The 13,765-nt window shown below is 38.3% G+C and carries 11 protein-coding genes; 5 read left to right on the top strand and 6 right to left on the bottom strand.

Translation table 11 applies throughout. The features are described 5' to 3' along the window. Window positions 1-27: 27 nt before the first annotated feature. Together SJY44_RS04265 and SJY44_RS04270 are read left to right on the top strand one after the other, a co-directional pair. A complete protein-coding gene (locus tag SJY44_RS04265) occupies window positions 28-792 on the top strand; it encodes an exodeoxyribonuclease III (RefSeq protein ID WP_298924043.1) in 765 nt (254 codons plus the stop codon). Window positions 793-854: 62 nt separating this feature from the next. Beyond that, complete coding sequence (locus SJY44_RS04270) at window positions 855-1,895, top strand: aldo/keto reductase (protein WP_396591410.1); 1,041 nt, start codon at window positions 855-857, stop codon at window positions 1,893-1,895. A 6-nt stretch (window positions 1,896-1,901) separates the two neighbouring features. On the opposite strand, the gene SJY44_RS04275 is transcribed toward SJY44_RS04270, so the two are convergent. From SJY44_RS04275 to panC, 6 genes are all read right to left on the bottom strand, one after another. After that, on the bottom strand, window positions 1,902-4,067 hold the full coding sequence (locus SJY44_RS04275) for a PQQ-binding-like beta-propeller repeat protein (protein WP_396591411.1): 2,166 nt from the start codon (window positions 4,065-4,067) through the stop codon (window positions 1,902-1,904). A 51-nt stretch (window positions 4,068-4,118) separates the two neighbouring features. Next, window positions 4,119-5,477, bottom strand: a complete 1,359-nt coding sequence (radA, locus tag SJY44_RS04280) for a DNA repair protein RadA (RefSeq protein WP_396591412.1) — start codon at window positions 5,475-5,477, stop codon at window positions 4,119-4,121. Window positions 5,478-5,555: 78 nt separating this feature from the next. Beyond that, the gene (locus SJY44_RS04285; protein ID WP_396591413.1) at window positions 5,556-6,698 is read right to left on the bottom strand and encodes an alpha/beta hydrolase; all 1,143 of its coding nucleotides are present in this window, start codon (window positions 6,696-6,698) and stop codon (window positions 5,556-5,558) included. A 27-nt stretch (window positions 6,699-6,725) separates the two neighbouring features. Continuing rightward, on the bottom strand, window positions 6,726-7,691 hold the full coding sequence (locus SJY44_RS04290) for a YbhN family protein (protein ID WP_396591414.1): 966 nt from the start codon (window positions 7,689-7,691) through the stop codon (window positions 6,726-6,728). 2 nt (window positions 7,692-7,693) lie between these two features. Continuing rightward, window positions 7,694-8,044 (bottom strand): aspartate 1-decarboxylase, encoded by a 351-nt coding sequence (panD, locus tag SJY44_RS04295; RefSeq protein ID WP_396591415.1) that lies wholly within the window; start codon window positions 8,042-8,044, stop codon window positions 7,694-7,696. Window positions 8,045-8,057: 13 nt separating this feature from the next. Continuing rightward, window positions 8,058-8,906 carry a pantoate--beta-alanine ligase gene (gene panC / locus SJY44_RS04300; protein WP_396591416.1) on the bottom strand — a complete coding sequence of 283 codons (849 nt, stop codon included), beginning with the start codon at window positions 8,904-8,906 and terminating at the stop codon, window positions 8,058-8,060. A gap of 102 nt (window positions 8,907-9,008) precedes the next feature. On the opposite strand from panC, the gene SJY44_RS04305 reads away from it, so the two are divergent. The 3 genes from SJY44_RS04305 to glmS all read left to right on the top strand — a co-directional run bounded on the left by SJY44_RS04305 (window position 9,009) and on the right by glmS (window position 13,655). Beyond that, window positions 9,009-9,818, top strand: a complete 810-nt coding sequence (locus SJY44_RS04305) for a glycogen/starch synthase (RefSeq protein WP_298924060.1) — start codon at window positions 9,009-9,011, stop codon at window positions 9,816-9,818. 5 nt (window positions 9,819-9,823) lie between these two features. Further along, on the top strand, window positions 9,824-11,701 hold the full coding sequence (locus SJY44_RS04310; protein ID WP_396591417.1) for a DUF4270 family protein: 1,878 nt from the start codon (window positions 9,824-9,826) through the stop codon (window positions 11,699-11,701). Window positions 11,702-11,807: 106 nt separating this feature from the next. Beyond that, window positions 11,808-13,655, top strand: a complete 1,848-nt coding sequence (gene glmS / locus SJY44_RS04315) for a glutamine--fructose-6-phosphate transaminase (isomerizing) (RefSeq protein WP_396591418.1) — start codon at window positions 11,808-11,810, stop codon at window positions 13,653-13,655. The last annotated feature ends 110 nt before the right edge of the window (window positions 13,656-13,765 follow it).

Consider the following 13,765-nt stretch of genomic DNA (forward strand, 5'->3'; position numbering starts at 1 on the left):
TTGGTTATTTTTAGGGAAAATTTAAGGATGAAGATAGTATCGTATAATGTAAATGGAATTAGGGCAGCTTTAAACAAAGGTTTTATAGACTGGTTGCAAGCTGTGGGTCCAGATGTAGTTTGCTTACAGGAAACCAAAGCCATGAAGGAGCAGGTAGATGTGTCTTTGTTTGAGGCTGCGGGCTATAAACATCATTATTGGTTTAGTGCCCAAAAGAAAGGGTATAGCGGTGTTGCCCTATTATGTAAAGAGGAACCAGATCATGTAGAATACGGCACCGGGATTGACTATATGGATTTTGAGGGGCGAAATATACGAGCTGATTTTGGTGATATATCCATAATGAGCATGTACTTGCCATCTGGAACCAATATGGATCGCTTGGAATTTAAGCTTACTTATATGGCAGATTTTCATAAGTACGCCAATGAACTAAGAAATGAGAGGCCTAATTTGATTGTTTGTGGCGATTATAATATTTGTCATGAAGCTATTGATATTCACGACCCGGTCCGCAACAAAAATGTATCAGGCTTTTTACCTGTAGAAAGGGAGTGGATTGGCAACTTTATGGATGGTGGCTTTATCGATAGTTTTAGACATTTCAATGAAGAGCCGCACAATTATACGTGGTGGAGTTATAGGGCAAATTCAAGGGCGAATAATAAGGGTTGGCGTTTGGACTATGGAATGGTAAGCTCATCATTAAAAGATAGACTAAAGCGCTCGGTAATTTTGTCTGATGCAAAGCATAGCGATCATTGCCCAATCCTTTTAGAAGTAGAAAAATAACGTTTGCTTTAAAAGCCAGAAGTAAGGATTAAGTACTTTTGCAAGTCTAAAAAAATAGCTAGATGAAATACACCAGACTTCCACATACCGATATTAAGGTAAGTAAAATCTGTTTGGGGACCATGACATGGGGAAGACAGAATACAGAAGATGAAGGTCATGAACAAATGGACTATGCCTTGGAACAAGGAATCAATTTCTTTGATACAGCTGAACTTTATCCCGTACCTGCCAAGAAAGAACTCTATGCAGTGACTGAAGAATTTATAGGCAACTGGTTTAAGAAAACAGGCAATAGGGACAAAGTGGTCTTGGCATCAAAAATTGCCGGAAGAGGGGATTTTACCAAATTTATTAGAACAACTGGGTTTAGTAAAGAATCCATAATAAAAGCTGTTGAAGGAAGCCTAGAAAGACTTCAAACGGATTACATAGATCTTTACCAATTGCACTGGCCAGAACGGAATACCAATTATTTTGGACAGCGTGGATATAATGCCCATGCTTTGGATGGATGGGAAGATAATATCCATCAAATTCTGGAAACCCTGCGTGATTTAATCTCTGAAGGAAAAATAAGGCAGGTCGGAATTTCCAATGAGACCCCTTGGGGAGCTATGCGTTTTTTGGAAGAAAGCAAGGTGCATAGGAGTTTACCAAGAATGCTGACTATCCAAAACCCATACAATCTCCTAAACCGACTTTTTGAGGTTGGCCTTTCTGAGGTTTCAATGCGAGAAAATATTGGTTTGCTACCATATTCTCCGCTTGGTTTTGGGGTTTTGAGCGGGAAGTATTTGGGGGGATATAAGCCTAGGAAAGGAAGAGTAACTCTTTTCCCCAATTATAACAGATACAGTGGTAGTATTGCTAATTCGGCCACCGAAAAGTATCACAAATTGGCTGAGGACAATGGATTGAGTCTTGCCCAGATGGCTTTAGCTTTTGTAAACTCCAGACCTTTTGTAACCAGTAATATTATTGGTGCTACAACAATGGAGCAGTTAAAGGAAAACATTGGGAGCATAGATGTTGAACTTTCAGATGAGGTCTTGACCGGGATTGAGGCTATTCATAACGAAATTCCAAATCCAGCGCCTTAATTCACCTTATTCTAAAGCGTACGCTCTATATTCATCACCTGAGGCAGTTCCCATTTTACCACCTCCGCATGCGATGACCAAATATTGTATGTCATCAACTTGGTATGTTGCTGGGGTTGCATAACCCCCTGCGGGCAAATCATCTTGCCATAACAATTTGCCTGTTTTCATATTGAAAGCGCGGATTTTCTCATCTTTAGTAGCGGCAATGAACAAAACGCCTCCTGCAGTTATAACGGGACCACCATAATTTTCGATTCCAGAAACAGGAACGTTAGGGTCATTTAATTTTTCTTCATGACCCAAAGGAACCTTCCAAAGGTATTCGCCAGTATTTAAGTTGATGGCATTTAGGGTTCCCCATGGCGGTTTAACTACTGGAAAACCTCTATCATCCTTAAAACGTCCAAAACCAGAAAGGGCATAAGGAACATCCAATGTTATTTTTTCTGCCCTATGGTCAGTTTCTTTTTCAAGTTTGGTTAGAAAAAAAGTTATTTCATTTATTTCTTCTTCAGTTAGGTTAGGCATTGCCGGCATGGCACCTTTCCCCTTTTTCAGTGTGGTCTTAATAGAATCGGAACCCAATCGCAGATTTACATTTTGAAGTTCAGGAATTCCAGCTAACCCTTGAAGGTCTCCACCATGGCAGCGAGCGCAATGTATTTGTGTTAATGATTGGCCTAAATTCTGACTATCTGTGTTATTAGAGTTAAGAGCTTTCATTTTTACGATCCATGCCATTTCATTTGAATTCACATACATAACACTTGTGGTAGGGTCCAAAGCTGCACCTCCCCATTCTGCACCTCCATCTGCCCCTGGGTAAAGAACTACCCCAGTTGTATCAATAGGAACAAATTGACCTTGGGATGTAATTGAGTTAAATTTTTCTAGAACAGTAGGGGAATCATCGCTTCCGGCCTTGTCTACCAAATCATCCACAAAGGCTTTTCGGTTTGGGTCATACAAATCGTTTTCTGCGAGAACTTGTCTTGCGAATGGTTTTGGCTTTAGCGGCAAGGGTTGTGTTTCAAAGGCTTGTTCTCCACTTAATTTTGATTTGGGATATGACTTTTCTTCAATAGGGAATAGTGGCTCGCCTGTTACCCGATCGAATATAAATACGTGTCCACTTTTTGTTACTTGAGCCACCGCGGGAATATCTTTACCATCTCGTTTTATAGTCAATAAGTTTGGAGGGGCAGGTAAATCTCTGTCCCACATATCATGATGCACCATTTGAAAGTGCCACATTCGCTCACCCGTTTTTGCATTAAGGGCCAACAATGAATTGGCAAAAAGATTGGCTCCACTGCGATCACCTCCATACCAATCAAACGCTGCTGATCCTGTGGGAACATAGACGATGCCTCTTTCTGTATCCATTGCCATTCCTGCCCAGCTATTGGCTCCTCCAACACTTTTATAGGCATCTTTGGGCCATGTGTCATAACCAAATTCATCAGGTTGTGGAATGGTATGAAATGTCCATTCAATTTCTCCAGATAGGATATTGTATGCTCTTATGTGCCCTGGTGAAGAACCAGGACCTTCACCAACTCTTGTTCCCTGAATCAAAAGGTTTTTATAGATGGCACCAGGTGTATTTGAAACTACAGATAATTGTTCAGGGTCTCTTCCAAGGCCTTCCCTTAAATCAATGCTGCCTTCATTTCCAAAAGAAGTGATTGGTTTGCCATTCTCAACATCTATTGCAAATAACTTGGAGCCCGAAGTGAAAAATAGACGGCTTCCCTCATTTTTTTCAGATTTCCAAAAAACCAGACCCCTATTAACTCCCAGACCAGAATTATCTTTTAACGAAGGACTAAATTTCCAGATTTCCTTACCTGTTCCAGCATGAATGGCGAAGAGTTCAATTGCAGCATTTACTCCGTAAAGTATATTGCCGACAATTAATGGATTGGTTTGAATTTGTGTAGTTCTTTCTTCTTGAACACCACCGCTTTTATACTTCCAAGCCAATCGCAATCCACTAACGTTCAAAGTATCAATTTTATCCAAGGTGGAATAATGTGACCTTTCAGGGTCTCCAAGGTAATGTTGCCAAGTGGCATAATATTCCTTGTTATTTGAATTATTGGCAGTTTTGGTACAGCTGAGAAAAAGTATACCAATCAAAAAAATACAATAGATCGAAGCTTTCACGAGGATTGTTTTCTAAATATAAAAAGATAAGATATAGAAAACTAGTTGTGGTTAGAATAGTGAGCTTACCACATCTTCAATTTTGGAAACCAACTGTATTTGAATAGAAGTGTTTTTAAGACCAATTTTGTTGCTTTTGGAAACATAAATTTGGGTAAAACCTAGTTTTTCAGCTTCCAGAATACGTTGATCTACGCGCTGTACAGGCCTTATTTCTCCTGCTAATCCCACTTCTGCAGCAAAGCAAGTTCCCTTTTCAATAGGAATGTCCGCATTGCTAGATAAAATTGCAGCCAGCACTGCCAAATCAATAGCTGGGTCATCTACTGAGATGCCGCCTGTAATATTTAAAAAAACATCTTTTGCAGCTAATTTAAATCCGGCTCTTTTTTCAAGAACTGCTAAAAGCATGTTCAAGCGCTTGGCATTGAATCCTGTTGCAGATCGTTGAGGTGTTCCATACACCGCGGTACTCACCAATGCCTGTATTTCAATCAGTAAAGGTCGCATACCTTCTACAGTAGCTGCAATTGCAGTCCCACTTAGGTCTTCTTCGTTTTTGGAAATAAGGACTTCAGATGGGTTGTTCACTTCTCTAAGTCCGCTTCCTTGCATTTCGTAGATACCCAATTCTGCAGTGGAACCAAATCTGTTTTTAAGTGAACGAAGAATTCGGTACACATAATTACGATCACCCTCAAACTGCAATACCGTATCTACCATATGTTCCAAAATTTTGGGCCCGGCTATGGAGCCGTCTTTGGTAATGTGACCAACCAGAATTACTGGGATACTACTTTCCTTGGCAAATTTGATAAGCTCTGCGGTGCTTTCCCTTATTTGTGAAATGCTTCCTGCCGCGGATTCAATATAATCCGTATGTAATGTTTGGATAGAATCGATAACCACTAAGTCTGGTTCTAAAGCAGCTATTTGCTGGAATATATTCTGTGTTTTGGTTTCTGTAAGGATGAAGCAATTTTCACTGTTAGGGTGAATACGATCTGCACGCATTTTTACCTGTTTCTGACTTTCCTCGCCAGAAACGTATAAGGTCTTATAGGCTAGCTTAAGTGCTATTTGCAACAACAAAGTACTTTTTCCAATACCTGGTTCACCTCCCAATAAAATTAGGGAGCCAGGCACAAGTCCTCCGCCTAAAACCCTATTAAATTCTTGGTCTTGAGTATCTAATCTAATTTCCTTTTCGTTGGTTATTTCAGAAACGCGTAAAGGTGTTGAAGCTTTCTTTACTGAATTGGAGTTACTTTTCCAGCTCTTTTTCTCTTCTTTTTGAACCACTTCTTCCACAATGGTGTTCCATTGTTTGCAAGAAGAACATTGTCCAGCCCATTTAGCATGCTGAGCACCACAATTTTGACAAAAGAAAGCTGTTTTGATTTTAGCCATTAACCTTTTTGGTTTTGGCTAAAGATATTGATTTTGATGGATTGTTTGTAAAACCCCTTGTGCTAAAAATTCAGCGATTTAGTAACCAAAGTCGGCTTTTAACGCATCTATTTTTTCAAGTGCCATATCCTTGGTCAAAAAGTCAATTTCTTCCATTTGAAATGCCTTTTCAAATGTTTTGAATGCTTTTTTGGGTTCTCCCAATTCCTCATAGTATTCACCCTCAAAATAGAATCCGAGCATGGTGTCTGGAAATTGTTTCTTACAGAGTTCAGCCAAAGGCTTTAATGATTCAATATCTTCTTTTTTAAGGCAGGCAGCATAGATGGCCATAATGTCATTTAGTTCTACAGGCTTTTTGAAACCCAGGAGATTTTCTATCATATTATATCTGTCTTCCAGATATTTGAAAACAGGTTCATTAGAAGCTAGAATTTCAGTTTTATATTCCTTAGGGCTTATAGGTCTGAATATTTTAAAGACATTGTCAAAAGCTTTGCTTATGCCATAGGCGGCAATGGAGACATGGTCGGCATCATTATATTCATCAAAAAAATAGTGAAGCGTTTCCTTATCTATTGATTTGATTGCATTGTTCATTTGAAGTATTCGCTGTCTATCTTCTGTTTTTTCTTTTTCTAAAATAATATTGTAGAAAATCTCTTGGTTTAAATCTGACAGACGAGAGGGAACTCGACTTTCCATTTCTGTGGCCAATACGGGTGAAATAGACAGGTAAGAGTTAAAAAGTGATTTATCCTTAAAAAGGAAATAGTTGCCAAAATTTGCGGTTATATCGTAACCAGCAAACATTTTAAAGGGAGCAATGCTATAATTAGTTTCTAGGTAGGGAATTAGTTCTGTGCCAAGGAATTCATAAAATTGAGTTCCTTTCTCTGTGGGCAAACCTGTGGTTTGTTCAAAATCACAATCTTCCCATCTAAGGTCATTTTCCGCTTGATCAATTCCTACAATAATAGCTTGTGGCATTCTATGATGCCTGCTATAAAATTTTGCATTGGCCACAACAATATCAAAAAGATACTCCGCATCCAGTACAACGATTAGTGGGTATTTTTTCTCATCAGAATAATCTTCAGGAAAATAATAGGATACCCCTCTTCTTTCCTGAAGCTTGAATGATTCAAAAATCTCTTTTTTTATCTGTGCGCCAAGATTAAAACATAGTAGGCCTATTAGGAGAAATAGACATCTTTTCATTTGGTCAAGTTTTAATGTGGTAGGGGTTTACCGATTTCTATTCAATAACGGTAAGACAATAAAGGATATTGTGCCAAAAACAACCACCATTAGCGTTTGGGCCGTCCACATGATCCAACCATAAGCATCTCCAGAGGTTTTACTTACTCCGTAAACGGATAGTGCTGCAGTAACCACTATTGGGAAAAGTCCCAATCCGCCGTTTGTGGCAGCCATGGCAAAAGCACCTGCCACAAAAGCTACAAGAAATGCACCCAATGGGAGTTCGGTGGTTTCAGGCACGGTAAATTTGATGACCCAAAACATACCAATATAACAGGCCCAAATAAAGAAGGTGTGAAAAATAAAGGCGGCTTTATTCTTCATTTTAAAAATACTAAGCACACCATCTAAAAGCCCGTTTAGAAATGTTTTGATCTTAATGGCAAAATTGGAAGTTGACTTTTTAATTATTCGTATGGCAATATATAGGCCAAGGACTCCAACCAACAAAAGCAATAGGGAGCCTACCAGTCCTATTCCATTTTCCTGAAGAATCCCCAAGATGACATCGGTTTGAAAAAGAAGCGCCGCGGCTATAACCAACAAAAGCATTATCACATCAATAATTCGTTCTGTAACAATGGTGCCAAAGCCTTTTTCAAAAGGTACGCTTTCGTAAGTATTTAATGCAGTTGCCCTTAAAAATTCACCAGACCTAAGTACTAGTGTATTAGCGAAATAGCTTATCAAGATAATAAGAACGTTATTAATAAGCTTTGGTTTGTGGCCTAAAGGGGCTAAAAGGTAGTTCCATCGAATGGCTCTAGAGATATGGCTTAGAATGCCAATAAATATGGATAAAAAGACCCATACCAAGTCTGCGTTTTGGATGGATTCAAGAATCTTTTCCCGGTCCTCTGGTGAAGTTGAAGAAAAGGAGTAAAAAACAAGCCCTGCTCCAATAAGGATGGGAATTGCTATTTTTAGAATCTTTTTGAGAGAACTGTTCAAAATTAGTTCAAAAGGTTGGTCTCTTCATTAGGGAAAACCAATGCTGGATTAAAGGCTTTTGCTTCCTCAATGTCCATCCATGCATAGGTTATAAGTATTAATACATCACCCACTGCAACTTTGCGGGCGGCGGCTCCATTCAGCGTAAGTTCACCAGATCCTCTTGGGCCAGGAATGGCATAGGTTTCTAATCGTTCGCCATTATTGTTGTTCACAATTTGAACTTTTTCCCCCCTAACAATGTTTGCTGCATCCATTACATCTTCATCAATGGTTATACTGCCTATATAATTAAGGTCTGCTCCGGTAACTTTTACCCTGTGAATTTTAGATTTTACAACTTGTACTTGCATGGCGCAAAATTAATTAATTCAATCTTAGATTGTCTATTAAGCGAACGTCATTTGCGTAAACGGCTATAAACGCTCTGTATTTTCTATCTGCCTGCTTTTTAAGCATTGGAGTAAGTGTGTCTTCATCTGCAATTTCAAAATACTCTAATTTCAAAAAGGTATTTTGCTCAAACTGGGATTTAACCCACTCCCTAATATGATAAGCACTTTCCGTGCCAAATTTTGTCTTGGCAGTTAGTAGGGTATTGTAGACAAAACTTGCTTCTTCTCTTGTTTTTTTTGACAAACGCTCATTGCGGGAACTCATGGCCAATCCATTGGATTCTCGCTCTATAGGGCAACCGATAATATGATATGGCAGTTTCTTGGACTCCACCATTTTTCTAATAATCTGTAATTGCTGAAAATCTTTTTCCCCAAAATAGGCCCTGTCTGGGGAAACGGTTTTAAGGAACAATTCTACAATGGTTCCAACACCATCAAAATGTCCTTCTCTAAACTCGCCTTCCATTACCTTGTCCAATCCATCAAATTGGTAGGCCTGTGATTTTATACTGTTGCCATAGATTTCATCAGTAGAGGGGGTAAAAACAACAATATGCTTTGAAACGCTCTTTAATAGATTAAAATCTTGCTCTAGATTTTTTGGATATTTCTCCAAATCATCTTTTTTATCAAATTGTGTGGGGTTCACAAAAATACTTACAACTACCAAATCATTTTCTGAAAGTGCAGTTTTTACCAAAGAGATATGACCCTGGTGCAAAGCTCCCATGGTGGGAACCAAACCAATAGCATGGTTTTTGTTTCTTTCTTCTTGCAAGAAGGAATCAAGTTCCTTTTTTTGTTCAAATATGTGCATGTAGCGGTTCAAAAGCGTGCAAAAATACTATAAATACTGCTAATCGGCATAATTTTTGTATTTTTGCAGCTACGTTTTTCAGATAAGAAAAAGAAAGTGTTTATGAATGGTAAAAAGATATTGTTTGTATCTTCTGAATTAGTGCCTTACCTCCCAGAGAATCCAGTTTCCTTAATGTCTTACGAAGCGCCAAGAATGGTGAACAGTAATGGAGGACAGATACGAATTTTCATGCCAAGATATGGCAATATTAATGAAAGAAGACATCAATTACATGAAGTAATTCGTTTGTCGGGAATGAATTTGGTTATCAATGATATGGATATGCCCCTAATAATTAAGGTGGCATCTATTCCTAAAGAACGAATCCAAGTTTATTTTATTGATAACGAAGAATATTTTAAAAGAAAAGCAACTTTTGAAGACGCTGAGGGAAATTTGTTTTCGGACAACGATGAGCGCGCAATTTTCTTTGCAAAAGGAGTTGTTGAGACAGTCAAAAAACTAAATTGGTCACCAGATATCATTCATGTCCATGGATGGATGGCTTCATTACTTCCACTATACCTTCGGAAATATTATGCTGATGAACCTTTGTTTGCAGACAGCAAAATTGTGACCTCCGTTTACGGTAAAGGTTATGAAGGCGAATTGGATAATGAAATGATGAACAAAATTGCTTTTGATGGCATTCCGGAGGAAAATATTTCTTCACTCTCCGCGCCTGACTATAATAATTTGTTAAAAGTAGCAGTAGATTATTCTGATGCGATTATTTTAGCCTCGGAAGAGATTTCGGATGAACTGAAGAATCACATTGCAAATCTTTCCAAACCTGTACTGCCCTACGTTTCGCTTCAAGAGGCGGAGGACGCGTACACAAATTTCTATAAAGCAGAAGTTTTAAAATAAATTGCATGAAATTTTCTAGGATTATTAAAGTTTCAGCTTTGGTTGGGGCCTTGTTTGTAATAGCAACTTCTTGTGAAGAAGAACAGTTGGGTACTATTGGGGAAGGAGTAGTAGCGGGAGAACCATTTACAACGGGTAGAGAGGTATTTGATGTTTTTGCTTTTAATAAAGGGATAACAGCAGTACAGACCAATCGTTTGCCATTATATCAACTAGGGACTTATAATGATCCGGTTTATGGAAAAAGGAATGCAAGCATTGTATCCCAAGTTACTTTATCGGCGGTAAATCCTACATTTGGAGATTCATCTCAGGCTACTGAAGATGGTGCTGACACGGACAATATTGATAGCACAATTCCAGAAAATGAGACGGTTACAGAAGTATTCTTGTTTTTGCCGTTTCAACAGGCGGCATCTGCATTCAGAGATGCTGATGGGGACGGGGTTGATGATCAATTTGATGCTGATCCCGCTGATCCAAGTTCGGATACGGATGGAGATGGAGTAACAGATAATGATGAGCGTATTATTGGATCAAACCCTTTAGATGACTCTGAAGATGGCACTGGAGATGATTTTTTGTCCAACACTTTTCCAAGAAGATTTGATTTGGACAGTATTTATGGTTTGCAGACCCCTACTGATCTAATGGATCCTGTAATCGAAGGGTCTGTTAATTTAAGAGTTTCTCGGTCTACATTCTTTCTTAGGAATTTGGACCCCAATACAAATTTTGAAGAAGCACAAGAATATTTTTCAAATCAAGACTTTTCGGGTTTTGTGTCCGATGTGTTTTTTGATTCAGATATGGATGGCGCACTTGATTTTAGTAATCAAGAAACCATAATCCCTGTGGCAAAAGTAGATGATCCAGATACAGATGTTGATGAGACCAAACAAGTTGGAGATAGAATACCGCCTGGGCTTCGAATTCCATTGAATACTGCATTTTTTCAGGAAATTTTGGATAAAGAAGGGCAATCAGAATTACTGAGTCAAGCAAATTTTAATGACTATTTCAGGGGAATTAACATTTCAGGAGCAGATATGGAAGAATTGATGTTTCTGCTTGATTTGAGACAGGCTAATATCACCATTACCTATAATTTTCAGGATTATAACACTACAGAGGAGGAGGTAGAAACTGTGGAACGGGATTTTGTTCTAAACCTTCTTGTGGGTACTAATACTGGAGGCCTTATAGGGAATGCTGTGAATACATTAACTGATGCTGTCTTTCCAGGAGAAATATCCGCTGCTTTGGATAATGGCGAAAATGCTTCAAGAATATATGTTAAAGGTGGGCCTGGAACAATTACTGAGATAAGACTTTTTGGAGAGGACGAGGATAGTCAAGTGCGAGGGCAAAACTTTATAGATGAGATAAAGGCTAACAATTGGATTATTAATGAAGCTAATTTAGTTTTTTATGTTGATGAGGAGGCCTTTTCTGGAATAGATGCAGACGAACCCGTTAGATTATATCTCTACAATGAGGAGACAAGTCAACCTATTTACAATCCTTTTAATGAAAATCGAACAACCGATGATCGTGCCAATGAGTCTTTACGCACCTATTTGGGTTATGATGGGATACTTGAAAAGGAGAATGATAAAGGAGTAAAATATACGGTAAGAATAACAGACCATATCAACAATATTATAATTAGAGATTCTACTAACGCCAAATTGGCTTTAACCACAACCTCCAATATAAATATAGTTACCGTAACGGAAGCAATGGGAGCAGAAGGAGTAGTAAACATGCCAATTATGTCTACCGTAAATCCACTAGGAACAGTTCTTTTTGGTGGTCAAGTAGAGGACTCAAATATGGATAAAAGATTGAAACTCGAAATTCTTTATACTGAGGCCAATTAGAAATACCTTTTACAGAGTTTTTTGGTCGTACAGCATATAGAATTGCTAACTTTCCCCCATAGATTTTAACTTTGTGCTTTTAAACTTAATTTTTTAAGACGTTTTTATGTGTGGAATTGTAGGATATATAGGTCATAGGGATGCTTATCCCATCATAATGAAAGGCTTACAACGACTGGAATATCGTGGTTACGATAGTGCGGGGATTGTTTTGTATGATGGCGAGGACACACATCTCTCCAAAACAAAAGGGAAAGTAGATGACCTTAGGAAAAAATCTGAAGCTACTATTTCCACAAGCGGGAAATTAGGTCTTGGACATACTAGATGGGCGACACATGGTGTACCTAATGATATAAACTCCCACCCACACTATTCAAGTTCTGGTGATTTGGTTATCATTCATAATGGAATCATAGAGAATTATGAGTCCATAAAAAAAGCGCTCATAGCCCGTGGGTATTCTTTTGAATCTGACACGGACACTGAGGTTTTGGTAAACCTTATTGAGGAAATCAAGAAAAAAGAAGGAGTCAAACTTGGAAAAGCAGTTCAGATAGCGCTCAATCAAGTAGTTGGGGCCTATGCAATTGCTGTTTTTGATAAAAATAAACCAGACGAGATAGTAGTTGCCAAATTAGGTAGTCCATTGGCTATAGGAATTGGTGAGAATGAATATTTTATTGCTTCGGATGCTTCTCCATTTATAGAATTCACTAACAATGCTGTGTATTTGGAGGATGAAGAAATGGCCATAATCCGTATTGGAAAAGAAATTAAATTGCGTAAAATTAAAGATGATGCAATTGCCTATCCAAATATTCTTGAACTTCAAATGAATCTTGAAGAGATCGAAAAAGGTGGCTATGATCATTTTATGCTTAAGGAAATTTATGAGCAACCAAGAGCAATTTTAGATACGTATAGAGGAAGACTTTTAGCAGATCAAGGCATCGTTAAAATGGCCGGTATTGACCAAAATCTAGAAAAATTTCTGAACGCAAATAGAATCATAATTGTTGCTTGTGGTACTTCATGGCATGCTGGATTGGTTGCAGAATATATTTTTGAAGACTTGGCAAGAATTCCTGTTGAAGTTGAATACGCCTCTGAGTTTCGATACAGGAATCCTGTCATAACAGAAAACGACATTTTAATTGCAATATCCCAGTCAGGGGAGACTGCAGATACTTTGGCTGCTATAAAATTGGCAAAAGAAAAAGGAGCCTTTGTTTTTGGAGTTTGTAACGTAGTGGGATCCTCTATAGCAAGGGAAACACATGCTGGGGCATATACCCATGCAGGTCCGGAAATTGGAGTGGCATCTACCAAAGCTTTTACTACACAAATTACAGTTCTTACGCTAATTGCACTAAAATTGGCAAATGAAAAAGGCATCTTTTCTGAGTCTAAATACCATGAATTTTTAACAGAGCTGGAAAGTATTCCCGCTAAGGTGGAAAGGACATTACAATCTAACGAAATTGTAGAACAGATAGCAGAGATATATAAGGACTCTACTAATTGTCTTTATCTGGGGAGAGGATATAATTTCCCAGTGGCCTTGGAAGGAGCACTTAAGCTAAAGGAAATTAGTTATATTCATGCAGAAGGGTATCCTGCAGCAGAAATGAAACATGGTCCAATTGCATTGATAGATGAACAAATGCCCGTAATTGTTATTGCTACTAAAAAAGGACATTACGAAAAAGTAGTAAGCAATATTCAAGAGATCAAATCGAGGAGCGGTAAGATTATAGCCATAGTTACAGAAGGAGACAAATCGGTTAAAGAATTGGCGGATCATGTAATCGAGGTGCCAGAGACTTCAGAAAGTCTTACACCACTGCTTACAACAATACCACTACAGTTGCTGTCTTATCATATTGCTGTCATGAGAGGTTGTAATGTGGATCAACCCAGAAACCTGGCTAAATCGGTTACTGTTGAGTAACTTTCCAAAATGACAAAAAATCAATAAAAGCACTGATAACAGTGCTTTTTTTTGTTAAAAATGCAGCTAAACCATAGTTTTTATGGCAAAAAAGTATTATGCATGCATAA

This window comes from Allomuricauda sp. R78024, from assembly GCF_044596045.1.
In the GTDB taxonomy this organism is placed as follows: Bacteria; Bacteroidota; Bacteroidia; order Flavobacteriales; family Flavobacteriaceae; genus Flagellimonas.

What these genes read in the sequence shown, in the direction of transcription:
- SJY44_RS04265 (WP_298924043.1), top strand. Translation starts at nt 28, where the DNA reads ATGAAGATAGTATCGTATAATGTAAATGGAATTAGGGCAGCTTTAAAC.
- SJY44_RS04270 (WP_396591410.1), top strand. Translation starts at nt 855, where the DNA reads ATGAAATACACCAGACTTCCACATACCGATATTAAGGTAAGTAAAATC.
- radA (WP_396591412.1), bottom strand. Translation starts at nt 5,477, where the DNA reads ATGGCTAAAATCAAAACAGCTTTCTTTTGTCAAAATTGTGGTGCTCAG.
- SJY44_RS04285 (WP_396591413.1), bottom strand. Translation starts at nt 6,698, where the DNA reads ATGAAAAGATGTCTATTTCTCCTAATAGGCCTACTATGTTTTAATCTT.
- panD (WP_396591415.1), bottom strand. Translation starts at nt 8,044, where the DNA reads ATGCAAGTACAAGTTGTAAAATCTAAAATTCACAGGGTAAAAGTTACC.
- panC (WP_396591416.1), bottom strand. Translation starts at nt 8,906, where the DNA reads ATGCACATATTTGAACAAAAAAAGGAACTTGATTCCTTCTTGCAAGAA.
- SJY44_RS04305 (WP_298924060.1), top strand. Translation starts at nt 9,009, where the DNA reads ATGAATGGTAAAAAGATATTGTTTGTATCTTCTGAATTAGTGCCTTAC.
- SJY44_RS04310 (WP_396591417.1), top strand. Translation starts at nt 9,824, where the DNA reads ATGAAATTTTCTAGGATTATTAAAGTTTCAGCTTTGGTTGGGGCCTTG.
- glmS (WP_396591418.1), top strand. Translation starts at nt 11,808, where the DNA reads ATGTGTGGAATTGTAGGATATATAGGTCATAGGGATGCTTATCCCATC.